Consider the following 25893-nt stretch of genomic DNA (forward strand, 5'->3'; position numbering starts at 1 on the left):
CCTGATCAGCGGAAAGGCGGAAACACTAGGGCTTGATGTTCTGGTTCAGGTGGAACAGGTTTCCCGCGTCGTACGTCCGCTTGACCTCGACGAGGCGGTCGTAGTTGGCCTTGTAGTTGGCCCTGATCCGGCCCTGGTCGTCCTCCGCCATGAAGTTGACGTATCCGCCTTCCTCCGAGTGCGGGGCGATCGCCTCGTAGTAGTCGCGCACCCAGGCGGTGTTGGCCTCGTTGGCGGCGGGGTCGGGCCACATCCCGGCGATGACGGTGGCGAACGAGGCGTCCCGGTAGGCGAAGGCCGTTGCCTCCGGTGCGACTCGGTGGCAGGCACCGTTGATGGGGTAGATGTGGACCGTCGAGTTCAGGGCCGGCAGTCGTGGCCCGTGCTGCAAGTGGGCCGCGATGGCGGCGTCGCTGAGCTCGGTCACGAAGTTGGCCTTCCAGTAATGCTGGAGGCCGGGCGGTACCAGCGCGTCGAAGGCGCTGTTGAGCGCGGGATACGGCATCGGCCCGACGTGCTCGGCGACCACCGGCGCGAAGTCGTGGAAGGCCTGGAGGGCGCGCTCCCCCTCCTCCAGCGGCCCCGCCCAGCACGACACGATCAGGAGGAAGGGTTCGCCGTGCCGGTCCTCCGGGATGAACGGGAGCGGCGGAGCCAGCTGGAAGGCGGGGAACGCGCCGAGTTCCTCCGGCGCATCGGCGATGTACTCGCTGTAGGAGCGCAATACGGTGGCGCCGTCTTCCAGTTCGAAGAGCATCGGCCCGCCGTAGATGTCCTTGACCGGGCTGAGCCGGAACTCGAAGGAGGTCACCGCACCGAAGTTGCCACCGCCACCGCGAAGGGCCCAGAAGAGGTCGTCGTGCTCGTCCTCGCTCACGACGAGCAGCCGGCCGTCCGCGGTCACCACGTCGGCGGAGATCAGGTTGTCGCAGCTCAGCCCGAGTCCACGGGAGAGATAGCCGATGCCGCCACCGAGGGTGAGCCCGCCGACACCCGTGGTCGAGATGATTCCCCCGGTCGTCGCCAGACCGAAGGGGTACGTCGCCGCGTTGAAGTCACCCCAGGTCGCGCCGCCTTCGGCGCGAGCCGTCCGCCGCGCGGGGTCGACGCGCACGCCACGCATTCCGGACAGATCGGCTACGACGCCGCCGTCGCACGTACCGAAACCGGGCACGCTGTGCCCGCCGCCACGCACTGCCAGGTCGAGCTCGTTCTCCCGCGCGAAGTCGACCGCGGCCATGACGTCGCCCGCGTTGGCACAGCGCACGACGGCGGCCGGCCTCCGGTCGATCATGGCGTTGTAGACCGTGCGCGCCTCGTCATAGGCATCGTCGTCAGGGGTGGTGACCGCCCCGCGGACGCGTTCACGCAACTGCTCGATCGAGAGCTTGCCCATAGCAACCGCTCCTCGTGCCGGTACCCCGCCGCGCGCCCTGTCACTGAGCTTCGCTTCTCTTTCACGCTACGCCGATGGCGTGAAGCCTCAACCCGAGATCCGAGGGGGACGCGCCACCGTCGGCTCCGGTCGGCTGAGCCAGTCAGATCCGGTCGGCTCCGGCGGCGGCTGCCCGGGGGGCTCTCCCCGGACGATCGCGCCGTGGGGCCGCCCGCGGGCAGCGGGCGCGGCGCAACTGCCGTAGCGGCACGTCAGCTTGGGCCCGCCCCGTTCGCCGAGGGCTCGGCGGCCGTGAAGATCCGGTCCAGGTGGTGACGGAGTACCGCGACGGCCGACTCCGGAGTCCGCTGGCCCACCAGGATGCTGGTGCCCATGGTCGCCGTCATCGCGAGCAGGCTGATCGCCTCCGTGCGCGCGGCGACGCCCGGGTCGGCCAGGCCCGACGCCTGGGCGCGTTCGAGCAGGCCGGCCAGGGCGTTCTCGGCGGCGTCGGGGTTGTCGATGAAGGGCTGGGCGGCCAGTGCCTCATCGGTCACGGAGAGGATCGAGTAGGAGCTGTAGAGGAGGTGGAAGGTGCGGCTCTCCTCGTCGGTCGGCAGCGAGGCCAGCAGCAGCGCCTCGATCGTCGCGCGCGGGCCCGGGTCCGGACCGGCGGCGGCCAGGCGGGCACCCACCCGCGCGGTGAAGCGGTCGGTCAGGTGCTGGAGTCCGTAGAAGAGCAGCTTCTCCTTGGTCTCGAAGTAGTACTGCACGAGCCGCAGTGACACGCCGGCCTCCGCGGCCACGTCACGCATGCCGACGGCGTGCAGGCCCCGCCGTCCGGCGACCCGGATGAGCGCCTCGGCGATCTGGGCCCGCCGTTCCCCGTGGTCAACGCGCTTTGGCATGTGCGGGTGTCTCCGCCCGTCGGTGGTGGGTTCGCGGTCCGGCTCGGACCGGACCGCTTTATGGTACCGCCGTATCAACATCATGGTACGGTCGTATCACGAAGAACGGATCTTCCCGGAGGTGCCCCGTGCCCGAGAACACGACCCGTGCCCGCCGCGACGTCGGCCGCTACGTGAACGACGAACTGCGCGAGCGCTACTTCGCCGCCGGCGACGTGCTCTACGCGATGGGGGCACCCATCCGCTCCGAGACGGACGTGGAGACCAGCTTCGGCACCACGCACGTCTACCGGTACGGACCCGGCGACCCGGCCGCCGAGTCCCGCACGCCGATCGTCCTGATCCACGGCGCGGGCTACAGCTCCGCCATGTGGTACCCCAACACCCCCGCGCTCAGCGCCGAACGGCCCGTCTACGCGCTCGACACCCCCGGCGACGCCGGGCGCAGCGTCCACCGAGAGCCCATGTGGCAGCCCGAGCGCGCCGCCCAGTGGATGGACGAGGCCCTCGACGCACTCGGCCTCGACCGGGTCCACCTCGTCGGCTCCTCCTACGGCGGCTGGCTGGTACTCAACCAGGCACACCGCCGGCCCGACCGGCTCGCGTCGGTCACCGCCCTCGACCCCGGCGGCCTGGAGAAGGTGGGGCTGCGCTTCTTCGCCTGGGTCTTCGTGAGTCTCTTCGCCAGCTTCGCCCCCAAGGCGCTGCGCCCGCGCCTCGCCTCCTGGCTGGAGCAGCCGGTGATCGCCGTCCCTGAACTGCGGAAATGGGTCCAGTTGGGCGCCCGGGCCTTCCGGATCCGCCGCCCCGCGCCGCTGCCGCTTGCCGAGGACGCGCTGCGCTCGATCCGGACGCCGCTCTACCTGATCATGGGCAAGCGCAGCCTGCTGGTCCACCCGCAGCGGCAGCTGGAGCGCGTGCCGCGCCTCATCCCCGGGGCCCGCGCCGAGATCATCGCCGCGACGGGCCACGGCCCGCAGATCGACCACCCCGACGTGGTCAACGCCCGGATGCTCGGCTTCATGGAAGACGTCGACTCCCTCGACCCCGCCGAGGCCGCCGAGGCCGCCGAGGCCGACGCCTAGGGCCTGCGTGGGGCGTCGTCCGTGTGCCTCGCTCCGCGGTCGACATGATGCGGGGCGTGGCCGTGCGTGTCAGCGTGATCCGAGAGGAGTCCGTACCCCACGCATCAAGAGGAGTCGCCGTCATGGACGGTACGCACGACAAGCACCAGGAGCCGGGCAAGGGCCACGGGGCGCAGGAACACCATCGCCGCCCCGGGGACCCCGCGCAGCCCCAACCGGGCAAGCAGTCCCGCGAGAAGGGCCGCAAGCCCGGCCAGGAGGAGACCTCGCGCCGCCTGGAGGACGACCTGATGCGCGAAGAGGACCTGCACGACGAGGGTCTCTGACCAGCGCACCGCACACCCCGGGCCCCGGCCGGTCCAGCGTCACTCCGGCCGGGCCCTGCCCCGCGCCGCCCGAGACCCAAGGAGACGCCGCCGCCCGCCGTGGGGGCGCCGCGCTCTCGGCTCGGCCGCCGAGGATCCGGAGTCAGCCATCCGGGGTCAGCCCGCCGGATCGGCGGCGCTGTCCTCGGGTTCGGGTGTGGTGGCGATGAGGATCTGAGCGGCCTGCGTGATGTTGTCGGTGTGGACGGCGCGGGCCATCGCTTCGCGGGCGGCGTCGGCGGTGGTGTCCGGGGGAACCACCAGCAGGGCGAAGTGGTCGTTGTGCCCGCGGGTGATGAGGACGGTGTCGTCGCCGACCGGGTCGGAGTCGAGGTGCACGACCTGGCCGTCGATGACCAGGCGGGTCGGGAGGCCGTTCCAGGCGGACGCGTCCACGCCCACCCGGGTGATCGGCCCGAGATGCCCGGTCAGCACGCTGATCAGTGCCGGCAGCTCGGTTCCGATGTCGCGGGTGCGCGGCCACCAGGCGCCGTCCAGGAGCCCTTCCCGGGACCGCGTGGTCTCCAGCCGCAGCAGCGCCGTGCCCGGCTGGATCGCCTGGTGGATCGCGTCCGGCAGGAGCAGTGGGGGCGTGTGGGGGATGTCGGAGTCAGCCATGTGGGTTCGCCCGTCTACGGTGCGGCCGTACTGCGTCGCAGGCCGGCACCCGTGCCGGTGCCGCTTCCGGCCGGTCGGCGTGCGCGGGCCTGTCGTCCTTTCACGGTACTCTCGCCGCCCGCTCCACCGCCTGCCGGAAAATCGCTGGTCAGATCGGTCATGGCCAGCCGAACAGGCGTACAGTGAAAGGACCGGGAGTACTTCGTACACCTGCTTTCACGTGGGTGTCATTTCCGGCGATCGCCTAAATACCGGACTGCCGACGGGCAGTCCGGGGGCAGGTCCACACCATGACCAGCACCTTCGAACGGACCGCGCCCCGCGACCTCGCCGCAGAGCTCCCGGCTCGCTTGTCCCTCACCCCGAAGACCACGCTCGCCGGCCAGCTGGACGGGGCCTGGTGGCCCCACTCCCGCGACCTCGAAGCCGAGCTTCCGCCGCTCGTCGCCGCCCTGGAGGAATGCTGGGGCCGCGTCACCCGCGTCACCGTGAACCCCGCCCGCTGGCCCGTCGTGCCGCGCAGGGTTGCCGTGGACGGGCGCGTGCTGCACGTGGGCTGGTTCACCGAACAGGACCCCGACAAGCTGATCCTGCTCTCGTACACCGTCGGGCGCTGGGACCTCCTCGTCATCCCGCCCGAGACCGAACCCGCCGCCGCTGCGCGTCTGATGGCCGCCGCGGCGATCCCCGGCAGCGTCCTGACCGCGGGCGTCCTGATGGCCAACGAAACCGTCATCGGGCGCGGCATCCGCGACGCCCGCCGCCGGGAAGCCACCTGGGAGAGCGAAGGCGGGGCCTGCATGTCCCCCTTCGGGAGCCCGATGGGCCGAAGCGCCCTCCCCGCGCCGTCGAACGGCTGGAGGTGAGCTCCGTGGAGACCATCGTCCTCATCGCGGTGATCATCCTCGCGATCGCCATCGGAATGCGCTGGATCCACCTGCTCAACGCCCAGCACGACGCGCGGATCGAGGCCTACCGCTTCAGCGACCCCCTGCCGAGGCCTCCCGGCCTGCCGGACGACACCGGTCGTCGAGCCCACCACACGGATGCCGACCGGTGAGGAACAGACCTTCCTCCGACCGGGGGCAGCGGTCGGGGCGCCACGGCGCCCCGACCCGCCGGCCTCTCGCCCACCCCGAAGGGAACCACGCCTACGTGAAGTACATCGAGACCCAGACACTGCCATCGCTCGGACACGCCGAGGTACGGATCATCGCGCACACGCCCGAAGCCGCCCGAGCGGTCGCGGAGGCGCTGCGCCGCAGCTTCGCGGGGGCGGAACAGCGCAGTTACCCCGCCCTCGACGGCAACACCCGCCTCCACCTCACCGTGGACACGGCGATGCCCGCCGGCCCCGCCCGTTCGTGGCTGGCCGCCAGCAGACCACCCGTCGGCACCGGCGCCCACTCCGACGAGACCTGAGAAAGCCCCGACCGGCTCCGGACCACTCACTAGACGCGGGCGAACGTCTCGGTCTGGTGGGCGAACTCCTGGGCCATCGCCGTGCTGACCGTGGGTTTGGTGTCGCCGATGGTGCCCAGGTAGTCCTCAGTGGTGGGGCGGGCCCGGGTTCCGGTGTCGAAGGTCCGCTCGAACTGGACCTGGGAAACGGTGTGCGCCACATGGGCGATGTCGGCGGGGGTGAACCCCTCGCTGGCGGTCGCCAGCACCGCGCTGTCGGCCTCCGCGCCCGCTCGGGCCAGGTAGCTCTCCCACAGTGCGGTCCTCGCGCGGTCGTCGGGAGGGCCGATCGGCAGCACGTAGTCGAACCGGCCGTGCCGCAGGAACGCGGAGTCGAGCGTGGTCACGTCGTTCGTGGCGCAGACGAGCAGCCGCCCGTCCTGGCCCCGGAACCGGACGATCGCCTTGAGCAGTTCGTTGACGACGCCGACCGCGGTCGCGTCCGCGCCGCTCCGGGTCCCCGCGATCTCCTCGACCTCGTCGATGAAGACCAGGACGTGGTCGAGCCGGGCGATCTCGTCGAAGCGCCGGTTCAGCCCGCTCGCCAGCCCGTATTCGGCGGCCAGCCGGGCGGGGAACAGTTCGAGGAAGGGCCATCCCAGACGGCTGGCTATCGCGTGCGCGAACGTGCTCTTGCCGGTCCCGGGCGGACCGAACAGCATCACCGCCCGCGGCAGCTCCACTCCGTGCTGGGTGGCCAGTTCGGGGTGGGCCAGCGGCAGGACCAGGCGCCGCTCGATGAGCTGCTTCTCCTTCTGCATGCCCACGACCTTCTGCCACAGTCCACCGGGCGGCAGCTCCGCTCCGAGCGACGAGAGCATGCTGACCGCCTGAGGCGTCACCCGCCCGCGCTTCTCGAAGAAGACCAGGCCCGGACGGGCGCCGAAGCCGCAGTTGTGCAGGGCGGTGGCCCCGGTCTCGCCGTCGGGCAGGACCGCGTGCACCGTTCGGACGCCACCGGCGAAGAGCCGGTGCTCCAGAGCCGTGATCAGGTCGCTGCCCAGCCCCTGGTGCCGCCAGGCGGACGCCATGCTGATGCGCAGGATCCACGCCCGGTCACCCTCCACCCTGCTCACCGCGGCGCCGACCACCACCTCGTCCGCGGTGGCCACCACCGCCGGGTGGAGGGCCTGGAGGGCCGCCACGACGTCCGAGAGCGGGAAGAGAGGTGGCTCTTCGGTCCTGCTGCTCTCCGCATCGACGCGGACCACCGCTTCGAGGTCGTCCTGGGCGTAGTCCCTGACACGCCAACCCGTCATGATCAGCTCCGCGTGTTCGGCCGTACTCCCATCATCGGCCGATGTGCGCGCCCGCCGCGCGGCAAGGGCCGCGCGGCGGCCACGACGTGCTCGGAACGTGTGCGTCCCGGAGTCCTGGGCGGTGTCCGGTCGGTTCTGAGTCGACGTGTGCCGATGCGGGGTTCTGAGGTCAGCCGTCCAGGGTGGGGCCCAGGTCGATCCGGGCGAGGCGTTCGGGGTCCGTGAGGATGTCGAGCGCGACGATCTTTCCGTCCTTGACGGTGAACGCCATGAGCGACAGGGGTTTGCCCTCCGCCATCGCGAGTGCCCCGGGGAAGCCGTTGACCAGGACCGGGACGGCGGCCGCGGCGAAGCGGGCGAAGGTGATCGCGTTCGAGGCGACGTCGGTCGCGCCGCGCCGGACCGCGCTGGGGCGCAGTGTGCCGCCGTCGGAGCGGGCCACGACATCGGGGTCGAGGAGGTCGACGAGCGCGTCGAGGTCCCCGCCGCGGGCGGCGGTGAGGAAGGCCTCCACCACCTCGCGGGTGCGCACCAGGTCGAGGTCGGGGACGGGCGCGGCGCCCTCGACCCGGCGCCGGGCGCGGCTGGCGAGCTGCCGCGTGGAGGCGGAGGTACGGCCGAGCACCGGGGCGATCTCGTCGAACGGGACCGCGAAGAGGTCGTGCAGCACGAAGGCCAGCCGCTCGGCCGGGGCCAGCGTCTCCAGGACGACCAGCAGGGCGATGCCCACGGAGTCGGCGACGAGTACCTCGCGCTCCGGGTCGATGCCGGAGAGCCCCGTCACGACGGGGTCCGGCAGCCGGACGTACCCGTCCTGGTCGTACAGCGGATCCTCGCGCCGCGAGGTGCGCGAGCGCAGCATGTCCAGGCACACCCGGCCGACGACGGTGGTCAGCCAGCCGCCCAGGTTCTCCACGGCGGAGACGTCCGAGCGGCTGAGCTTCAGCCACGCCTCCTGTACGGCGTCCTCCGACTCGCTGAGCGAACCCAGCATCCGGTAGGCGACGGCCCGCAGGTGGGGGCGGTGCTCCTCGAAGCGCCGGGCCAGGGTGTCCTGCTCGCTCACCTGTCACGTCCTCCCGTCGTGATCGTCACATGCACACGAAGACGCTAACCGGATGCCGCATCGCCGGAGCGGTGTTTCACGTGAAACATCGTCCGCCCCTCCCCGGGGTCCACATCATGGACAACTACGCTCGGAACATGAACGCAGAAGCCGCCGACGTGCTCGCCGCCGTGAAAGACGCCGACCGGAAGCACGTTTTCCATTCCTGGTCGGCGCAGGAGCTCATCGACCCGCTCGCCGTGGCCGGGGCCGAGGGCTCGTACTTCTGGGACTACCAGGGCAACCGCTTCCTCGACTTCTCCAGTGCCCTCGTCTACACGAACATCGGCTACCAGCACCCCAAGGTGACCGCGGCCATCCAGGAGCAGGCGGCCAAGCTCTGCACCGTCGCCCCCGGCTTCGCCGTCGACGTCCGCTCGGAGGCGGCCCGGCTGATCGCCGAGCGCACGCCCGGCGACCTCGACAAGATCTTCTTCACCAACGCGGGCGCCGAGGCCGTCGAGAACGCCGTACGGATGGCGCGCTTGCACACCGGCCGGCCCAAGGTGCTGTCCGCGTACCGCTCGTACCACGGGGCCACCTCCACCGCGATCAACCTGACCGGTGACGCGCGCCGCTTCGGCAACGACAGCGCGACCGCCGGCGTCGTGCACTTCTGGGGGCCGTTCACCTACCGCTCGCCGTTCTACGCGACCACCGAGGCCGAGGAGTGCGAGCGCGCGCTGCGCCACCTCGAGGACACGATCGTCTTCGAGGGCCCGCAGTCCATCGCCGCGATCATCCTGGAGACCGTCGGTGGCGCTCCGGGCGTGCTCGTCCACCCGGACGGCTACCTCGCCGGGGTCCGCGAGCTCTGCGACCGCTTCGGCATCGTCTTCATCCTCGACGAGATCATGGTCGGCTTCGGCCGCACCGGAAAGTGGTTCGCCTCGGAGCACTGGGACGTCACCCCCGACCTGATCTGCTTCGCCAAGGGCGTGACCAGCGGATACGTCCCGCTCGGCGGAGTCGCCATCTCGGCCGCCATCGCCGAGACCTTCGCGCGCCGTCCCTACCCGGGAGGGCTGACCTACTCCGGGCACGTGCTGGCCTGCGGAGCCGCCGTGGCGACGATCAACGTCATGGAGGAGGAGGGCATCGTCGAGCAGTCCGCCCGTACCGGCGCGGAGCTGCTGGGGCCGGGTCTGCGCGCCCTCGCCGAGAAGCACCCGTCGGTCGGGGAGGTCCGCGGCCTGGGCACCTTCTGGGCCCTGGAGCTCGTACGGGACCGGCAGACGCGCGAGCCGCTCGTCCCGTACAACGCGGCCGGGGCGGACAACGCGCCGATGGCCGAGTTCGGGGCCGCCTGCAAGAAGGGCGGGCTGTGGCCGCTGACCGCCGGCAACCGCATCCACGTCGCCCCGCCCTGCAACATCGGCCCGCAGGACGTGGCCAAGGGCCTGCGGATCCTCGACGAGGCCCTGTCCGTGGCGGACGCGCACATGTCCTGACCTGCACGGATATACGGTCACCCAATCCGTGGGTGCCTGTCTTGGACGTTCCGCGCCATTCCGAACACCACGTGAACGTGCTGGAATCCGAGAGAGCACCTACGGACCGGGATGCACGTCAGTCCCGGGGCGGTCCTCCGTGACCGAACGGCGGGGAGCGGGCCGACCGCTGGACGCCGGGCGTACGGGATCCAGTCAGTCGGACTCCGTGTACCCGAAGGAATACAGCCATGAGCAAGCACGTCCTCGCGCAGAACCAGTACGGCAAGGCCGAGAACCGCATCGTCAAGGTCACCCGCAAGGGATCCGACGGGTCATGGCACGAGATCCGCGACCTCAACGTCTCGGTCGCGCTCCGCGGCGAGTTCCGCGACGTCCACCTGACCGGCGACAACGCCAACTGCCTGCCGACCGACACCACCAAGAACACGGTGTACGCCTTCGGCAAGGAGCACGGCATCGCCTCGCCCGAGGCCTTCGGCGTCCTGCTCGCCAAGCACTTCGTCTCCTCCCAGTCGCCGATCCGCGAGGCGCAGATCCGGATCGAGGAGTACGCCTGGGAGCGGATCCCGGTCCCGACGCGCAAGGAGCAGCACTCCTTCGTCCGCAAGGGCCAGGAGGTGCGCACGGCGCAGATCACGTACAGCGAGACGACCGGCCTCCAGGTCATCTCGGGTCTGAAGGACCTGACCGTGATGAACTCGACGAACTCCGAGTTCCACGGCTACATCAAGGACGAGTACACGACGCTGAAAGAGGCGTACGACCGCATCCTGGCGACCAAGGTCACCGCGCGCTGGGCGCACTCGGCGCTCGCCGCCGACGACGCCGCGTTCGACTGGGACCGGTCGTACAAGAAGGTCCGCAAGAACATGCTGGAGGCCTTCGCCGAGACCTACTCGTACTCGCTCCAGCAGACCCTGAACCAGATGGCCGAGCGGGTGCTCGACAACTGCCCGCGGGTCAACGAGGTACGCCTCAACCTCCCCAACAAGCACCACTTCCTCGTCGACCTGGAGCCCTTCGGCCTCAAGAACGACAACGAGGTCTACTTCGCGGCGGACCGGATGTACGGCCTGATCGAGGGCACCATCCACCGCGACGGCGTGCAGCCGGTGATCGCGACGAGCGACTGGATCGTCGCGTAGCGGCTACTCGTCGAGTGGCCGGCCGAGTTGGAGGTTCCACCGGCCGAGCCGCCCGGTGAGGTGGGTCACCGTGTCCGGCCGTACGTCGAGGCGCCAGAACGCTGCGGCCGGCAGCTCCAGCGCGTGCACCACGCCCGCCCGTACGACGGCCTGGTCGACCACGGCGCGATGCGTGCCGGGGTCCAGGCCGGCGAGTGCGGCGCCCACGCGGGCGATCAGCGCGGTGACGGATTCCCCGCCGGGCGGCGCGTAGCCGGGGTCGGTCAGCCATCGCTGTACGGCGGCCGGATCCTCGGCGGAGACCTCGTCCAGGGTCCGGCCCGCCCATGCCCCCGTGTCCGGGCCGCGCAGGCCCTCGTAACCCGGGCAGGGGACGCCGTGGCCGAAACGTATCTGCCGTGCGGCGGCGTCGAACGGGCGTGTCACGAACTGAACTCGTACCACGGCACTCTTCATAAGGGGAGCGTAAACGCGGTACCGTCTCGGACGACAACCTAAAAAAGACGACGGTATGACGGAAGTACCGGTGAAAATCCGGCACGGTCGCGCCACTGTGAATCCTCCCGGAGGGGGAGGGAAAGTCAGACCCGCCATGTCGTCGCGAGCACCACTGACCGGGACGCGTGTTCCCTCTGGAGGTACTGCCATGGCTCACTCCGCCGTGCCCACGACGGCCCCCGCCGTCGCCCCGATTTCGCTCTCCGCGCTCGCCCCCTGGGCCGTGTTCGTCGGCGTCCTGATGCTGGTCCTGCTCTACCTCGTCGGTGCCGAGCAGGGCGCCACCGCGCTCTTCGAAGGCGACACCGTCCACGAGTGGATGCACGACGGTCGCCACCTCCTCGGCTTCCCCTGCCACTGATCTCCACCTCAGCAAGGGAAGAACCGAACCATGAACCCCATTTCCCCCCGCGTCCTGCTGGTCCGGGGCATGCTGGCCGGTCTGCTCGCAGGCGTGGCCGCCTTCCTCGTCGCGTACGTCCTGGGTGAGTCCAAGGTCGACGCGGCCATCGCCATCGAGGAAGCGGGCCACGCCGCCCACGACCACGGCGAGGAGGCCGCCCCGGTCAGCCGGGCCCTCCAGGCCACGGCCGGCCTCGGCACCGGCACGCTGCTGTACGGGATCGCGCTCGGCGGCATCGCCGCGCTCATCTTCTGCTACGCCCTGGGCCGCATCGGCCGCTTCGGCCCGCGGGTCACGGCCCTGCTGGTCTCGGGCGGCCTGTTCGTCGCCCTCAACCTCGTGCCGTTCCTCAAGTACCCCTCCAACCCGCCGGCCGTCGGAGACCCCGACACCGTCGTCCGGAGGACCACCCTCTACGTCTTGATGATCGCGCTGAGCGTGCTGCTGTCGGCGGCCGCGCTCATCCTGGGCCGGCGCCTGGCGCCCAAGCTCGGGAACTGGAACGCGTCGATCGTGGCCTCGGTCGCCTTCGTCGCGGCGGTCGCCGTCGCCTACGCGTCCCTGCCCGGCATCAACGAGGTCCCGGCGGACTTCCCGGCCGCCCTGATCTGGCAGTTCCGCCTCGCCACCCTGGCCATCCAGGCCGTGATGTGGACGACCTTCGGTCTGGCCTTCGGCGTCCTCGCCGAACGCTCCCTCACCCCGGCCGCCGCCCCGCGGCAGGAGGCGCAGCCCGCGAGCTGACGCCGAACCCGGCAATCCACGGCCCTGACCGCCCCGGCGGCCGGGGCCGCGGTGTTTTCTCCGGTCCACTCGTTCGGTCGTATCTCGCGCAATCCACGGAATGGCGGTGGCTTACCCGTCGCCAGCTGGGAAGACGTCCGCGACGGGACGGCGACACGCCTGTGACGCGGCGTCACTCTCCGGCGTTGTAAGCGGTACTGACGGGCAAGGAGAGGGTCCACTGCTCTCAGGAGTCCCGGCCGCCGGAGCCGGGGACCGGATCGGGAGGGAAGTCCATGGCCCGCGCCAAGTGGGTGGTCGGCGTGCTGACAGTGGCTCTGCTGGGAGCCGGCGTCGGCATGCTGCGGAGCACCGAGGGTGCCCGGCCCGCGGCGGCCACCGCCGCCGACGCGCTGCCCTCCCGCGCGCTGGGTCTGTCCGGCCACCGCCGGCTCGTCGAGCAGCTGGAGCATGCCGGGCAGCACGCACCGGGCAAGGGGGCCCGGCCCGCGCGCGCCGCCGCCATCACGCCGCTGCGGGTCTCGCGGCCACTGCGGCTGCGCATCCCGAGCCTGGGCATCGACCTGCCGCTGGGCGGGGACGCCGAGGAGGCCGCCTGGGACCACGACAGCCCGGCCCCGGGCTCGGCCGGCACCGCCGTGGTCACCGCCGCCGATCTGCGGCTCGCCGAGCTGCGGCGGGGGCTGACCATCGAGATCGTGCGCGCGGACCGCCGTACCGCCGTGTTCACCGTCGACCGGGTCTCGCCCGCCGGGGTCCGCGGTCGCGGGCAGCGGCCCGGGCGCGCCCAACTCCGGCTGATCAGCGGTGAGACCACCGTTGTGGCCCGGCTGACCGGCCAGCGCCGGACCGGTTGAGGCGGCCGCCGCCGCTCCCTCCCGTCAGCCGAGGGGGGTGTCTTCGTCCCCCGGTCGGGGGCTTCTCCGGCCCGATCGGGGAGTGGTCCGGCGTGTCGGGGCAGACCCCTCGCATGAGCGGGACGCGGTACGCGCGCACGGCACTGGCCAGGGCCCTTTCGACGGCCTGTGTCGTGCTGCTGTGCCTGTTCGCGTCCGGTCCCGCCGTCACGACGGCCGCAGCGGCGGCCGCCTCGGTCGAACGCACCGCCTCCGGCGCGCCGGGCGAGCCGGGTGCCCCCGCCGAGGGGGAGTCCGATCCGGCCGCGGATCCCGAAGTACGCGTCGCCGTACGGCTCGTCGTGCGCGGGCTGCCGGGAGTGCGCCGGCTGCCGCGTCCGGTGTTTCACGTGAAACACGCCGGTCAAGCCGTACGCGCCGAGGCCTACGGGACGGACGGCCCGATGCTGTCCGCGTGGACGGAGCGGAGTGTGGTCCTGCGCTGCTGAGCGGGCCGAGCAGCAGCGCACACCCCCACACACCCCCCGAACACCGTGAGGTTCCGGCATGCCCATCGACCCGTACGCCGCCCTGAACGCCATGCTCCGCGCCGAGGTCACCCGCTACACCCCGACGGCGCCCAAGCCGCCGATCCGTGGAACCGATGGCGAGGACAGCCCTGCGGCAGCCACGGCGACCGCCCCGGTCAACGGCTCCGAGGCCCCGTCCGAGGGCTGAGCCGCCCGGCACGGGCAGGCGCCGGTCCCGTGCGGGACCGGCGCCGGTCGCGCTCCGGGCCGTCTGTCGCGCTGCCGGCTCAGGGCTCGCGCGTGTAGTAGCGGTAGAACGCCGCCAGCCCGATGCCGATGCCGGTGATGAAGCCGACCCAGCACGAGCGGAGGATGGAGTGGTCGGCCAGGCTGTACAGATAGCCCACCGCGATCCCGCCGAACGCGCCGTACGCCGCGGCGTGCAACTCCCTCATCAGCCGCGGGCCGACGCGGGCAAGGGTGAACATGATGCCGGCGAAGACGGCGCCGCACAGGATGCCGTAGAACACGTTTCCCGTGTCGACCCCGCCCGTGTCGCGCCTCATGAAGGCCGCCCAGACGCCGTAGACCAGTCCGAGGAGCAGCGCGCGCGTCAGCTGGCCCTTGATCATGTCGTCCGTACCGGTCGCCTGCCAGTGCCGCCTCGGGGCGGTGGGTGCCGCATGTGCCATGACAGGGCTCCTCTCTCCCATCATCCAGGGCACACCCGCCACTCCCGACCGGCAAGTGGATCAGTGGATCAGCACCCGGCACCCGTCCGCCACCCACCCGCAGCAACACCGCTCGCGCCGCTCGCCGCCGCGGCTTTCCCTGGTGACGTGCGCACCTTCCTCTCGGCGGTACTCATCGTGCTGGTGGCCCTCCTCGTACCCGCCGGCGCCGTCGCGTACTGGGCGGACCACGAGCTGGGCGACGCCGACCGGTACACAGCGGCGATGTCCCCGCTGGCCGATGACCCGGCCGTCCAGAACGTCGTCGTCAGCCAGGCGGGCCGCGCCCTCGCCGGGCAGATCGACGCCGGGCCCTTCCAGGGCGGGGTCGACGCCCTGCTCGGCGAGGCCCTGCGCTCCTTCACCGGCACCCCGGCCTACCGCACCGCCTGGGACGCGGCCAACCGCGCCGCGCACGCCGCTTTCCTCAAGGCGCTCACCACCGGTGACGGCGACGCCGTCTCCATCGATCTCGCGCCCGTGATCGCGCAGGTCAAGGGTGACCTCGTCGCCGACGGCGTGCCGTTCGCCGACCGGATCCCGGTGACGCACGTATCGGTGAAGGTCATGGAGTACGACAACCTCGGCGCGCTCCGGAAGGGCTTCCGCATGCTGCAGATCGCCGGCGTCTGGCTCCCCGTGCTGACCGTGGTGCTCGCCGCGACGGCGATCGCCGTCGCCGTCCACCGGCGCCGCGCCGTGATCGCCACCGGACTGGGGATCGCCGTCGGCGCGGTACTGCTGTGGATCGCGGTGGCCGTCTGCCGCCGGCTCACCCTCGACGATCTGCCGGCGGACGTCGACCGGGCGGCCGCCGCGGCGGTGTACGACGCGCTCACCGCGTTCCTGCGCACCACCGCCTGGGTGGTGCTGGCGATCGGGCTCGCCGCCGCACTCGCCGCCTGGCTGACGGGCCGGCTACGCCGTACCCCATAAGCTCGGAACGTACCGGCGCGCGCAGAACGCCCCAGAAGAAGACGAGAAGAACCCAAGAAGAACGCAAGACCCCGGAACAGCGCAGAAGAACCGATTCACGAGCGGCCGCACGGAAGCTGAATGAGCACCGAACGCACCGAACAGATACCCTCCGGGCGCCCCAGGCACCGTCCGCTGGCTCCGCCCGCCTGGCTGCTCAAGGGACTGCGGCCGAGCACCGCCCCCGTCCCCTGGGCCGCCGCCGCGCGTGCCGCGGTCGCGATGGCCGTCCCGCTCGCCGTCGGCTTCGCCCTGAACGAGCCCGAGTACGGGGCGCTCGTCTCGATGGGCGCCCTGTCGGGGGTCATCGGCGACACCGCCGACGCCTACCGGATGCGGCTCCTGAACATCGCCGTGCCGCAGCTCTTCGGCGCGGTCGGAGTCGCCCTGGGCACCTTGGTCTTCGGCCACGGCTGGCTCGCCGTCGGCGTCCTCACCCTGATCGCCCTCGTCTCCGGGATGATCTCCTCGATCGGCACGGTCGCGTCCGTGTCCGGGCTGCTGCTGCTCCTCAACGCCGTGGTCGGCGCCGGCCTGCCGCTGCCCCAGCCCTGGTGGACCGCCCCGCTGCTGCTCAGCGTCGGCGGGCTGTTCGTCCTGCTGCTGACCCTGCTGGGCTGGCCGCTGCGCGGGCGGCAGCCGGAGCGCGTCGCCGTGGCGGCCACCTACCGGGCGCTCGCCGACGCACTGGAAGCCGCGGGCGGACCGGACTACGACGAGCGCCGCCGACAGGTCACGCACGCCTTGAACCAGGCCTACGACCTGATCCTGGGCCGCCGCGCCCGGGTGCACGGCCGCAGTCCCGCGCTCGTCCGGATGCTGGCCCAGCTGAACGTGGTGATCCCGCTGGTGGAGGCCGCCCCCGCCATGCACCTGCGGGGCAGGGCGCTGCCGCCCGAGATCCCGGCGGCCGTACGGGACCTGGCACAGGCCGTGGAACGCGGCAGCACCGGAAAGCCCGTACTGGAACTGCCCGCGCCGGGCACCCCCGCCGAACGGGCCCTCGACGCGGCACTGCGGCACGCCGCGGCCATCGTGTACCTGCCCGATCCGGACCTGCACAACGTCGACGACCGGCTCGGCCGGCCGGCCGCGCTGACGGTCCGCGCCCGGCGGGCCGTGCGCGACATGGTGCTGTCCAGCGCCTCCTGGCGGTACGGGCTGCGCCTCGCCCTGTGCATCGGACTCGCCCAGACACTGGTCTCCGTGGTGCCGGTCGAACGGTCCTACTGGGTCGCGCTGACCGTCACCTTCGTCCTCAAGCCCGACTTCGGCTCGGTGTTCTCCCGGGCCGTGCTGCGCGCCCTGGGCACGGCGGCCGGGCTGGTCATCGCCGCCGCCGTGCTCGCCGAGGTACCGCGCGGCTGGTGGGACGTACCGGTGATGATGGTGCTCGCCGCGCTGATCCCCGTGTTCTCCACCAAGGGGTACGCCTTCCAGACCGCCGCGATCACCCCGGTGATCCTGCTGCTCTCGGACCTCCTCAACCACCAGGGCTTCGACCTGATCCGGCCCCGGCTGCTGGACAGCCTCATCGGCTGCGCCATCACCCTGATCGCCGGGTACCTGCTGTGGCCCGAGAGCTGGCACACGCGGATCGGCGACCGGCTCGCCGACACCGTGGACGACGCGGCCCGGTACGTGGAACGGGCCTTCGGATCCCATCCCGACACGGAGGCCGGGCAGCGGGCGGCGCGGACCGCGCGGCTCCATGCCCGGCGGCGGATCTACCGCGAGATGTCGGGCGTACGCAACGAGTTCCAGCGGGCTCTGACGGAGCCGCCCCCGACGGGGGAGCGCGCGGCGGCCTGGTGGCCGCTGGTCGTCGCCGTCGAGCGGATCGTGGACGCGACCACCGCCGCCCGGGTCCGGGTCAACCACGGAGCGAAAGCCCCCCGCGCCGAGGAAGTGGAGATCGTCATCGCCGATCTGCGGGCCCTCGCCGAGGGGGTGCGCAGGGTCCGGACGCCGACCCAGCTGCACCCCGCGGCGCTGCCGCCCGGGGACGAGACCTCCGTCCTGGCCCCGGTGCGCCACGAGCTCGCCGCGGCCCGCGCGATCGCCGCCGACGAGCACTGACACGGGACCGGCCGCCGGGGCCAGGGGCAGGGGGCAGCGGGCAGGGGGCAGCGGGCGGTCAGGGGCCAGGAGCCCGGGTCGCTCGCGTCACCCGGATGGCCCCGGGGCCGGGCCCGCGCGACCCGGGCGGGAGAGCATCGGTGCATGAGGCCCCTCTCCCGGCGCGGCCGCGCAGCGGCCCCGGTCCTCGCCGCCGTCCTCGCGGCGGCGGCCGGGTGTGCCGATGTGGACGGGCTGCGCGACGACGGCGACCTGGGCACGGTGCACGCCCCGCAGTCCCTGTGGGCGGACATCCACCCGGACCCGCCCGGCCCGGGGCAGGAGCCGGGTACGGCCGCCGTGGTCCCGGGGCTGCCCAAGGTCGCCGGCCTCAGCATGCGGGGCGTGAACGCGGTGGAGGTCGTACGGGCCGACATCAAGGCCGCCACCGCCCAGGACGGCGGGACCGGGCGCCTCGTCGACCCCCGGGCGGTGCAGCGGCTCGCGCTGTGTACACAGGCTGTGGACGGAGGTCCGGACTGCCCGGTGCGGCCCGCGGTGCTGCACGACGTGACGGGCAACGGCCGCGACGAGCTGATCACCGCCCTCGACATCGACGGCAGGGTCAGCGAACTGCGCGTCTACACCGTCCGGGACGACGGATCGATCGCCCGGATCCTGTCCCGGCGCGGGGTGCTGGAGGGCGTGGAGGTGGCCGCCGAACACCTGGCGGTCCGCGAGCCGACCTCGAACCCGGAGAAGGTCTCCGTCTCCGACTACGTGTGGGACCCCAAGGCCGGGATCATGAACCTGTCCCAGCTCACCCTCGACGAGTGCCCCGGCACGAAGGACAGCTCCACCCCGTGCGTCTCCCCGAGCCGGGTCTGAGGGGGCCGGGCCGCCGTGCGGGTGACGAGCAGTCTGCGCTGGAAGATCGCCCTGACCACCACGGCCGTGTGCTGCGCCGTCGCGGCGGTCCTCGGGATCCTCGTGCACAACGTGGTCGCCCGGCAGATCGTCGGGGAGGTCCGCAAGGACGTGGACCGGGACCTGGACGACGCCCTCGCCCAGTACCAGTACGGCACCTCCCACGGTGACGTGAACGTCGCCGTGGACCCGCCCGATCTCCCCGAGCCGCTGCGCAAACTCGTGGCGCGGGGAGGCACCGGCAGCATGGTCGGGGAACACGTCGGCAAACCCGTCATGTGGGCCGCCGGGCCCGCCGACGACAAGGCCCTCGCCGTCTGGCTCCCGTACGAGAGCACCCGCCACCGGCTGCGGGACATCGACACCGCGATCCTCGCCTCCGCCGCACTCGCCGCCGGAGTCGTGGCCCTGGCTGGCCTCTTCCTCGCCAACCGGATCAGCCGCCGGCTGACGACCACGGCCGCCGTGGCCCGCCGGATCAGCGCCGGAGACCTGGACGCGCGCGTGGGGTTCCCCGCCGAACAGGACGGCGGGGACGGCAGCCACGGGGCGGAGCGCACGGACGGCTCCGCCGAGGACGGCAGCCGGCGCCCGCCGCGCTACCGCGACGAGGTGCGGGACGTCGCGCAGGCGCTCGACACGATGGCCCGCTCCCTCCAGGAGCGGATCGAGGCGGAGAAGCGCTTCACCGCGGACGTCGCGCACGAGCTGCGCACCCCCCTCACCGGCTCGCTGGCCGCGGCGTCCCTGCTGCCGGAGGGACGCCCCAAGGAGATGATCAACGACCGGCTCAAGGCGCTGCACCTGCTCACCGAGGACCTGCTGGAGATCTCCCGGCTGGAGTCGGGTGTCGAGCGCGCCGACCTGGCCCGGGTGGAACTCGGCGAGGCGGTGCGGCGGGCCGTCGCTGCGACCCGCCTGGAGGCCTCCGTACGGGTCGTCCGGGACGTGGTGGTGCTCACCGACCGGCGGCGGCTGGACCGGATCCTGGCCAACCTGCTGGTCAACGCCGACAAGCACGGGGAACCGCCGGTCGAGGTGACCGTCGAGGGCCCGGTGGTGGTCGTACGCGACCACGGGCCCGGCTACCCGCCCGAGCTGATCGAGCAGGGCCCGCAGCGGTTCCGCACCGGGGATCCGGGCCGCGGCCGGGGCCACGGGCTGGGCCTGACCATCGTGGTCGGCCAGGCGGCGGTCCTGGAGATCACCCTGGGCTTCGCCAACGCACCCGACGGCGGGGCGATGACCACGCTCAGGCTCCCGGTCGGACGCCTGACGGACGCATACTGACCATGGCCAATAAAATATGTTATGCCCTAAATGCCCGTAGGCGGTGGATGTTTCACGTGAAACATCCACCGCCTCGGTGGATTCAACCGGTCAACTGACCGTGCCCATCGGCCCGATCAGACGCCGATGTTCTTGCCGTCCTTGCGCCAGACGGACACGACCGCCGGGCGGACGATCTTGCCGGGGCCGTCGGGCCACACCGACTGGGGCTTCTCGACGGACGCGCCGTCGATCTCGCCCGGGTGCTGGACGGCGACCAGGACGCGCTTGTCCTGGACCAGCGGGCCGCAGGTCTCGGCGCCGCGGGGGACGGTCAGGAACTGCTTCAGCTCACCGCGGCGCTCACCGGCGGTGGCGACGCCGAACAGGCCGTCGTGGGAGCCGAGCTGGTTGCCGTCCGTCGAGATCCACAGGTTGCCGTGCGGGTCGAAGGTCACGTTGTCCGGGCAGGAGATCGGGCTGACCTTCTCCTTCGGGAAGCCGGCGAAGAAGGTGGACGGGTCCTTCGGGTCACCGGCGACCAGGAACAGGCGCCAGGCGAAGCCGTCACCGGCCGGGTCGTCGAAGTTCTCGGCGAGCTCCAGGATCTGGCCGTGCTTGTTCAGGTTGCGCGGGTTGGCCTCGTCCGCACCGGCCTTGCCCGCCTTGCCGCGGTCGCTGTTGTTGGTGAGGACGACGTACACGCGACCGGTGCGCGGCGAGGGCTCGATGTCCTCGGGGCGGTCCATCTTGGTGGCGCCCACCTTGTCGCCGGCCTCGCGCGTGAAGACGGCCACCTCTTCGGCGGTCATGCCCTCGACGTGCGAGACGTTGCCGGAAGGGGAGGAGGTGAGGAGCTTGATCCACACGCCGGAGCCGTCGAACTGGCCGTCGGAGGGGAGCTTGCCGGTGCCGTCGATCTCGGCGGCCGGGGTGTCGCCGGTCAGCTTGGCGACGTAGAGGGTGCCCTCGTCGAGCAGCGTGAGGTTGTGCTCCTTCGCCGTGCGCGAGTCGCCCTTCTTCATCCGCTTCGACGAGACGAACTTGTAGAAGTAGTCGAACTTCTCGTCGTCGCCCATGTAGACGACCGGGCGGCCGTCCTCGGTCAGGCGGGGCTGGGCGCCCTCGTGCTTGAAACGGCCCAGCGCGGTGCGCTTGCGCGGGGTGGAGTGCGGGTCGTACGGGTCGAGCTCGACGACCCAGCCGAAGCGGTGCGACTCGTTGGGCTCCTGGAGCACGTCGAAGCGCTTGTCGAAGCGCTCCCACTTGCGCTCGGTGGCGCCGGCGGTGACGCCGTAGCGCTTCAGGCGGGCGGCCTCGGTCGCGTCGGTGACCTGGCCGGCGTTGGCGAAGTACTGGTTGAAGTTCTCCTCGCCGTGCAGCGTGGTGCCCCACGGGGTGGTGCCGCCGGAGCAGTTGTTGAGCGTGCCCAGGACCTTGGTGCCGGTCGCGTCGACGGAGGTCTTCACCAGGGCGCTGCCCGCGGCCGGGCCGGTGAGCTTGAACTCGCTGGTCGCGGTGAGGCGGCGGTTGAGCTGGTGGCGGTTGACCGCGGTCAGCTTGCCGCTGCGGTGGTCCTCCTGGACGACGACGACGCCGAGGCCGTGCGCGGCCCAGGCGATCTCGACCTGCTCGCGGGTCGGGTTCGCCGGGTCGTAGCCCTTGAACATGAGGATCTCGTCGGTGTACTCGTGGTTGGCCACGAGGAGCTGCTGGCGCTCGTAGTCACCGCCGAGCGGGAGCAGCGAGAGGAAGTCGTTGTTGTAGCCGAACTGACCGGCCTGGGCGGCGGCGGTCTGCTTGTCGGCGTTGAACCCCGGAGCACCCTTGACGATGGGCTCGCCCCAGCGGATGACCACGTTCTGCTCGTAGCCCTCGGGGACGGTGACCCGGTCGTCCGTGTTCGGCGCGATGGCCTTGAAGCGCAGACCGCGGGCTCCCGCGGCGTCGGCCGCGGCGCCCTGGGCTTCGGCGGCGGGGGCGGCGGTGGCCGAGGAGCCGTTGCTGCCGAGGGTGATCGCGGTACCGGCGGCGGACGCGACCGTGACGACGGCGGCAGAGCGCAGCATCGAGCGGCGCGAGTAGGCGCGGGCGATGACGTCGCCCACGTACTCGTTGTCGCTCTTGTTCGGCACCTCGTGGAAGCAGGCGTCGCCGCAGCGGTAGCGGCAGGTGAGGGCGGAACGGCCGCCCCCATGCGAGTTGCCTATGAGCGGCAGAAGCTTGCGCACGAGTTTCCTCCGTAGATGCACGGGTGCCGACAGCGTGTCGGTTGAATCCAAGCCGTGACGGTAGGCGCGGGTTGCGCCGAAGCGGCGGCGCTGGAATGAACGCCCGGTGAACCGGGCACGTCGGTGCGGGAGTTCGGCAAGATGGGGTGTGTGCTGGGTGGGCCGGGCGCCACGAAGGGCGCCCCTGCCGAAGTTCCAGCCAAGCGGCCGATAACCTTACGTGTCCACTCTGGGCAGGGATCAACCGCGCAGCACGGACAAATGACGCACGCACTCATGCGAAAGGCCTGGCCCATGGGTATTCGGAGCTTGTTGCGCAAGGTGTTCGGACGGTCTGCCGAGCCGGTTCCGGAGATGACGGACGCCACTTCGGCCGCCGTCCCGAGCCAGGCGGAACGGACCCCCCTGGACGTGGCGGCCGAGCTGGTCGCCGCCTCCTTCGACAATCCGACGGTTCCCCCACAGTCCGCCCCGCGGGACCGTGAACCGGGGACCCTTCTCACCGCCACCGCCCCGGACCCCACGGTCCCGGAGCAGGCGCGGCGCCCCCAGCAGGAGGCTGCGGCGGCCGAGACGGTGACGCCCGAGGCGCCCGAGGCGCCCGAGGCGCCTGCGACGGCGCCGGTCGCCGAGCCGGTCGCCGAGGTCGTGGCGGAGCCCGAGGCCGAGGTAGTGGCGGAGGCCGTCGCGGCCGAGGCCGAACCCGAGGCCGTCGTGGAGCCCGAGGCGGAGCCTGTGACCGCCGTCGCCGCCTCCGTTGAAGCCGAGGCCGAGGTCGCCGCCTCCGTTGAGGCCGTGGCCGTGGCAGAGCCCTCAGCCGAGGTCGTCACCGAGGCCGAGACGGTGGCGGAGCCGGTCGTCGAGGCAGAGCCGGTAGCCGAGGTCGAGGTCGTCGAGGTCGTCGAGGCAGAACCTGTCGCCGACGTCGTCGAGGCCGAGGCGGAGCCGGTAGCCGAGGTTGTCGAGGCTGAGCCCGTTGCCGAGATCATCGAGGCAGAGGCGGAGGCCGTCACCGAAGTCGTCGAGGCCGAGGCAGAGCCCGTCGCCGAGGTCGTCGAGGTCGAGCCGGTGGCCGAGGTCGTCGCCGAGGTCGAGGCCGAGCCGGTGGCCGAGGTCCTCGCCGAGGCCGAGCCGGTGGCCGAGGTCCTCGCCGAGGCCGAGCCGGTGGCCGAGGTCCTCGCCGAGGTCGAGGCCGAGCCGGTGGCCGAGGTCGCCGACGTCGTCGTCGAGCCCGAGCCCGAGCCCGAGCCCGAGCTCGAGGTCGTCGCCGCCGAAGCCGAAGCCCCCGCGGCCGAGCCCGAGGGGCCGGCCCACGCGCTCGCCGACGTGAAGCGGACTGCTCCCGGGGTGGCCGCCGCCTACAAGGCCGCCGGGCAGGTGCTCCGGGGCAAGGGCAAGGCCGGCGCGCGGGCCAAGGTGTACCTGGTCCTGGACCGGTCCGGGTCGATGCGCCCGTTCTACAAGGACGGCAGCGCCCAGCACCTCGCGGACCACGCCCTCGCCCTCGCCGCGCACCTCGACGGCGAGGCGACCGTGCACACCGTGTTCTTCTCCACGGACGTGGACGGCACCGCCGACCTGACCCTGGACACCCACGACGGCACCTGGGTCGAGACCCGGCACGCCGAACTCGGGCACATGGGCCGCACCAGCTACCACCGCGCCGTGGAGCAGGTCCTCGAGCGCCACCAGAAGGACGGCGGCGACCACCCCGCCCTCGTCGTGTTCCAGACCGACGGCGCCCCCGACAGCGTCCGGCCCGCCAAGCAGGCCCTGGCCGACGCCGCGTCCTCGGCACCCGGCGTGTACTGGCAGTTCGTCGCCTTCGGCGACCACGACGCCAAGGCCTTCGACTTCCTGCGCAAGCTGGACGCCGAGAACGCCGGCTTCTTCCACGCCGGCCCGGCCCCCGCCGAGCTGACGTCCGCCGCACTGGCCAAGGGGCTGCTCCAGAGCTTCTGAGCCCTGTAGCCGCCCACCCACGACGAGGGGCCCGGGATCCATCGGATCCCGGGCCCCTCGTCGTGCGTACGGGCGATTACCGCGCGGCGTCCGGGTGGACGGCCTCCGCGATCGGCTTGGCGTCGGCCGCCTTCGTCTCGACCGGCTTGCGCAGCGCGATGTTCAGCTCGCGCAGGCGGGACTCCTCCAGGACCGTGGGCGCGCCCATCATCAGGTCCTGCGCGTTGCCGTTCAGCGGGAAGGCGATGGTCTCGCGGATGTTCGGCTCGTCGGCGAGCAGCATCACGATGCGGTCGACGCCCGGCGCGATGCCGCCGTGCGGCGGGGCGCCGAGGCGGAACGCGCGCAGCATGCCGGCGAACTCGCGCTCGACGGTCTCGGCCTCGTAACCGGCGATCTCGAAGGCCTTCAGCATGACCTCGGGCTCGTGGTTGCGGATGGCGCCGGAGGACAGCTCGATGCCGTTGCAGACGATGTCGTACTGCCAGGCCAGGATGTCGAGCGGGTCCTTCTCCTCCAGGTCCTTCATGCCGCCCTGCGGCATGGAGAAGGGGTTGTGCGAGAAGTCGATCTTGCCGGTCTCCTCGTCCTTCTCGTACATCGGGAAGTCGACGATCCAGCAGAACCGGAAGACGTTCTCCTCGAACTGGCCGGCGCGCTTGGCGGCCTCGACCCGGACCGGGCCCATGATCTTGGAGACCTCTTCGAACTCGCCCGCGCCGAAGAACACGGCGTGGCCGGGGACCAGGCCCAGGCGCTCGGTGAGGACCTTGACGTTCTCCTCGGTGAGGAACTTGGCGATGGGGCCGGTCAGCGCACCGTCCTCGCCCACGCGGACCCACGCCAGGCCCTTGGCGCCCAGCGAGATCGCGTACTCGCCGAGACCGTCGAAGAACTTGCGCGGCTGCGCGGCGGTGTCCGGGACGGCCAGCGCACGCACGTGCTTGCCGGCGAACGCCTTGAACTCCGAGCCCTCGAAGACGTCGGTGATGTCGACGAGCTCCAGCTTGGCGCGCAGGTCGGGCTTGTCGTTGCCGTACTTCAGCATCGACTCGCGGAAGGGGATCCGCGGGAACGGCGAGGTGACCTCGCGGCCGTTGCCGAACTCGGTGAAGAGCTCGGTCATCAGGCGCTCGATCGGCTGGAAGACGTCCTCCTGCTCGACGAACGACATCTCGACGTCGAGCTGGTAGAACTCGCCCGGCGAGCGGTCGGCGCGGGCGTCCTCGTCGCGGAAGCACGGCGCGATCTGGAAGTACCGGTCGAAGCCCGAGATCATCAGCAGCTGCTTGAACTGCTGCGGGGCCTGCGGCAGGGCGTAGAACTTGCCCGGGTTCAGGCGGGACGGGACGACGAAGTCGCGCGCGCCCTCGGGGGAGGTCGCGGTGAGGATCGGGGTCGCCATCTCGTTGAAGCCGAGGGCCACCATCTTGGAGCGGATCGCCGCGATGACGGCCGAGCGCAGCATGATGTTGCGGTGCATGCGCTCGCGGCGCAGGTCGAGGAAGCGGTACTCCAGGCGCCGCTCCTCGTTCACACCGTCGTCGGTGTTGATCGTGAAGGGCAGCGGGGCGGCCGCGCCGAGCACCTCGACCTCGACGGCCTCGATCTCGATCTCGCCGGTGGGGAGGTCGGCGTTGACGTTCTCGGCGCCGCGCGAGACGACCTTGCCGTCGACGCGGACGACGGTCTCCTTGGAGAGCTTGTCCAGGACGGCGGCCGCGGCGGTGCCGGGGCGGGCGACGAGCTGCGTGATGCCGTAGTGGTCGCGCAGATCGATGAAGAGGATGCCGCCCAGGTCTCGACGGTTGTGCAGCCAGCCGCTCAGCCGGACGTCGGAGTTGACGTCAGAGGCGCGGAGCTCGCCGCAGGTGTGGGACCTGTACCGATGCATCAGTCATCCAGTTCTTCGCGATACCAGGGTGGATTCAACCCTCACAAGGTTACCGTCCGG

26 protein-coding genes and 1 riboswitch are annotated in these 25893 nt (G+C 71.7%); of the genes, 17 read left to right on the plus strand and 9 right to left on the minus strand.

What is annotated here, in order from left to right; all coding sequences use genetic code 11:
• Positions 1-25: 25 nt before the first annotated feature.
• Positions 26-1396, minus strand: a complete 1371-nt coding sequence (locus ADK52_RS00115; RefSeq protein WP_053687748.1) for an FAD-binding oxidoreductase — start codon at positions 1394-1396, stop codon at positions 26-28.
• 251 nt (positions 1397-1647) lie between these two features.
• Entirely contained in the window at positions 1648-2283 is a 636-nt protein-coding gene (locus tag ADK52_RS00120) for a TetR/AcrR family transcriptional regulator (protein ID WP_053687749.1), read from the minus strand.
• A 128-nt stretch (positions 2284-2411) separates the two neighbouring features.
• On the opposite strand from ADK52_RS00120, the gene ADK52_RS00125 reads away from it, so the two are divergent.
• Both ADK52_RS00125 and ADK52_RS00130 read left to right on the plus strand, forming a co-directional pair.
• The gene (locus ADK52_RS00125; RefSeq protein WP_053687750.1) at positions 2412-3368 is read left to right on the plus strand and encodes an alpha/beta fold hydrolase; all 957 of its coding nucleotides are present in this window, start codon (positions 2412-2414) and stop codon (positions 3366-3368) included.
• Positions 3369-3490: 122 nt separating this feature from the next.
• Positions 3491-3694, plus strand: a complete 204-nt coding sequence (locus tag ADK52_RS00130; RefSeq protein ID WP_053687751.1) for a hypothetical protein — start codon at positions 3491-3493, stop codon at positions 3692-3694.
• Positions 3695-3850: 156 nt separating this feature from the next.
• On the opposite strand, the gene ADK52_RS00135 is transcribed toward ADK52_RS00130, so the two are convergent.
• On the minus strand, positions 3851-4351 hold the full coding sequence (locus tag ADK52_RS00135) for a DUF5994 family protein (protein WP_053687752.1): 501 nt from the start codon (positions 4349-4351) through the stop codon (positions 3851-3853).
• A 290-nt stretch (positions 4352-4641) separates the two neighbouring features.
• On the opposite strand from ADK52_RS00135, the gene ADK52_RS00140 reads away from it, so the two are divergent.
• The 3 genes from ADK52_RS00140 to ADK52_RS00150 all read left to right on the plus strand — a co-directional run bounded on the left by ADK52_RS00140 (position 4642) and on the right by ADK52_RS00150 (position 5773).
• Positions 4642-5217 carry a DUF5994 family protein gene (locus tag ADK52_RS00140; protein WP_053687753.1) on the plus strand — a complete coding sequence of 192 codons (576 nt, stop codon included), beginning with the start codon at positions 4642-4644 and terminating at the stop codon, positions 5215-5217.
• Between the two features lie 5 nt (positions 5218-5222).
• Positions 5223-5411, plus strand: a complete 189-nt coding sequence (locus ADK52_RS00145) for a hypothetical protein (RefSeq protein WP_147420034.1) — start codon at positions 5223-5225, stop codon at positions 5409-5411.
• Positions 5412-5506: 95 nt separating this feature from the next.
• Entirely contained in the window at positions 5507-5773 is a 267-nt protein-coding gene (locus ADK52_RS00150; RefSeq protein ID WP_078987743.1) for a hypothetical protein, read from the plus strand.
• A gap of 29 nt (positions 5774-5802) precedes the next feature.
• Here ADK52_RS00150 and ADK52_RS00155 read toward each other — a convergent pair whose 3' ends face one another.
• Both ADK52_RS00155 and ADK52_RS00160 read right to left on the minus strand, forming a co-directional pair.
• On the minus strand, positions 5803-7071 hold the full coding sequence (locus ADK52_RS00155; protein ID WP_053687755.1) for an ATP-binding protein: 1269 nt from the start codon (positions 7069-7071) through the stop codon (positions 5803-5805).
• Between the two features lie 169 nt (positions 7072-7240).
• Positions 7241-8137 (minus strand): sigma-70 family RNA polymerase sigma factor, encoded by an 897-nt coding sequence (locus ADK52_RS00160; protein ID WP_053687756.1) that lies wholly within the window; start codon positions 8135-8137, stop codon positions 7241-7243.
• Between the two features lie 137 nt (positions 8138-8274).
• On the opposite strand from ADK52_RS00160, the gene ADK52_RS00165 reads away from it, so the two are divergent.
• Both ADK52_RS00165 and pucL read left to right on the plus strand, forming a co-directional pair.
• Entirely contained in the window at positions 8275-9627 is a 1353-nt protein-coding gene (locus ADK52_RS00165) for an aspartate aminotransferase family protein (RefSeq protein ID WP_107089936.1), read from the plus strand.
• A 230-nt stretch (positions 9628-9857) separates the two neighbouring features.
• The gene (pucL, locus tag ADK52_RS00170) at positions 9858-10775 is read left to right on the plus strand and encodes a factor-independent urate hydroxylase (protein WP_053687758.1); all 918 of its coding nucleotides are present in this window, start codon (positions 9858-9860) and stop codon (positions 10773-10775) included.
• Between the two features lie 3 nt (positions 10776-10778).
• Here the strand turns inward: pucL and ADK52_RS00175 are convergent, their stop codons facing one another.
• Positions 10779-11231 (minus strand): histidine phosphatase family protein, encoded by a 453-nt coding sequence (locus ADK52_RS00175; protein ID WP_063783732.1) that lies wholly within the window; start codon positions 11229-11231, stop codon positions 10779-10781.
• A riboswitch (cobalamin riboswitch) is annotated at positions 11231-11385 on the plus strand. It overlaps the preceding gene by 1 nt.
• Before the next feature lie 36 nt (positions 11386-11421).
• On the opposite strand from ADK52_RS00175, the gene ADK52_RS00180 reads away from it, so the two are divergent.
• The 5 genes from ADK52_RS00180 (at position 11422) to ADK52_RS42065 (ending at position 13994) form a co-directional block, all read left to right on the plus strand.
• The gene (locus ADK52_RS00180; protein ID WP_030857499.1) at positions 11422-11634 is read left to right on the plus strand and encodes a CbtB domain-containing protein; all 213 of its coding nucleotides are present in this window, start codon (positions 11422-11424) and stop codon (positions 11632-11634) included.
• Positions 11635-11664: 30 nt separating this feature from the next.
• The gene (locus ADK52_RS00185; protein ID WP_053687760.1) at positions 11665-12420 is read left to right on the plus strand and encodes a CbtA family protein; all 756 of its coding nucleotides are present in this window, start codon (positions 11665-11667) and stop codon (positions 12418-12420) included.
• 275 nt (positions 12421-12695) lie between these two features.
• Positions 12696-13277 (plus strand): class F sortase, encoded by a 582-nt coding sequence (locus tag ADK52_RS00190; RefSeq protein ID WP_053687761.1) that lies wholly within the window; start codon positions 12696-12698, stop codon positions 13275-13277.
• A gap of 113 nt (positions 13278-13390) precedes the next feature.
• Positions 13391-13765: a hypothetical protein gene (locus ADK52_RS00195; protein WP_053687762.1), complete on the plus strand. Its 375-nt coding sequence runs from the start codon at positions 13391-13393 to the stop codon at positions 13763-13765.
• Positions 13766-13823: 58 nt separating this feature from the next.
• Complete coding sequence (locus ADK52_RS42065; protein ID WP_159045819.1) at positions 13824-13994, plus strand: hypothetical protein; 171 nt, start codon at positions 13824-13826, stop codon at positions 13992-13994.
• Between the two features lie 79 nt (positions 13995-14073).
• Here ADK52_RS42065 and ADK52_RS00200 read toward each other — a convergent pair whose 3' ends face one another.
• On the minus strand, positions 14074-14478 hold the full coding sequence (locus ADK52_RS00200) for a hypothetical protein (RefSeq protein ID WP_053687763.1): 405 nt from the start codon (positions 14476-14478) through the stop codon (positions 14074-14076).
• Between the two features lie 147 nt (positions 14479-14625).
• Here ADK52_RS00200 and ADK52_RS00205 point away from each other — a divergent pair, with 147 nt between their 5' ends.
• The 4 genes from ADK52_RS00205 to ADK52_RS00220 all read left to right on the plus strand — a co-directional run bounded on the left by ADK52_RS00205 (position 14626) and on the right by ADK52_RS00220 (position 19767).
• The gene (locus ADK52_RS00205; protein ID WP_053687764.1) at positions 14626-15453 is read left to right on the plus strand and encodes a hypothetical protein; all 828 of its coding nucleotides are present in this window, start codon (positions 14626-14628) and stop codon (positions 15451-15453) included.
• Positions 15454-15573: 120 nt separating this feature from the next.
• Positions 15574-17571 carry an FUSC family protein gene (locus ADK52_RS00210; RefSeq protein WP_078987745.1) on the plus strand — a complete coding sequence of 666 codons (1998 nt, stop codon included), beginning with the start codon at positions 15574-15576 and terminating at the stop codon, positions 17569-17571.
• A gap of 144 nt (positions 17572-17715) precedes the next feature.
• Complete coding sequence (locus ADK52_RS00215; RefSeq protein WP_063783733.1) at positions 17716-18438, plus strand: hypothetical protein; 723 nt, start codon at positions 17716-17718, stop codon at positions 18436-18438.
• Between the two features lie 15 nt (positions 18439-18453).
• Positions 18454-19767: a sensor histidine kinase gene (locus ADK52_RS00220; RefSeq protein WP_053687765.1), complete on the plus strand. Its 1314-nt coding sequence runs from the start codon at positions 18454-18456 to the stop codon at positions 19765-19767.
• A gap of 116 nt (positions 19768-19883) precedes the next feature.
• Here the strand turns inward: ADK52_RS00220 and ADK52_RS00225 are convergent, their stop codons facing one another.
• Positions 19884-21977 carry a PhoX family protein gene (locus tag ADK52_RS00225; protein ID WP_053687766.1) on the minus strand — a complete coding sequence of 698 codons (2094 nt, stop codon included), beginning with the start codon at positions 21975-21977 and terminating at the stop codon, positions 19884-19886.
• 354 nt (positions 21978-22331) lie between these two features.
• Here ADK52_RS00225 and ADK52_RS39190 point away from each other — a divergent pair, with 354 nt between their 5' ends.
• Complete coding sequence (locus ADK52_RS39190) at positions 22332-23939, plus strand: VWA domain-containing protein (RefSeq protein ID WP_063783734.1); 1608 nt, start codon at positions 22332-22334, stop codon at positions 23937-23939.
• Positions 23940-24015: 76 nt separating this feature from the next.
• On the opposite strand, the gene aspS is transcribed toward ADK52_RS39190, so the two are convergent.
• The gene (gene aspS, locus ADK52_RS00235) at positions 24016-25833 is read right to left on the minus strand and encodes an aspartate--tRNA ligase (protein WP_053687767.1); all 1818 of its coding nucleotides are present in this window, start codon (positions 25831-25833) and stop codon (positions 24016-24018) included.
• Positions 25834-25893: the final 60 nt, after the last annotated feature.

It is taken from the genome of Streptomyces sp. WM6372 (genome assembly GCF_001279655.1).
Lineage (GTDB): Bacteria > Actinomycetota > Actinomycetes > Streptomycetales > Streptomycetaceae > Streptomyces.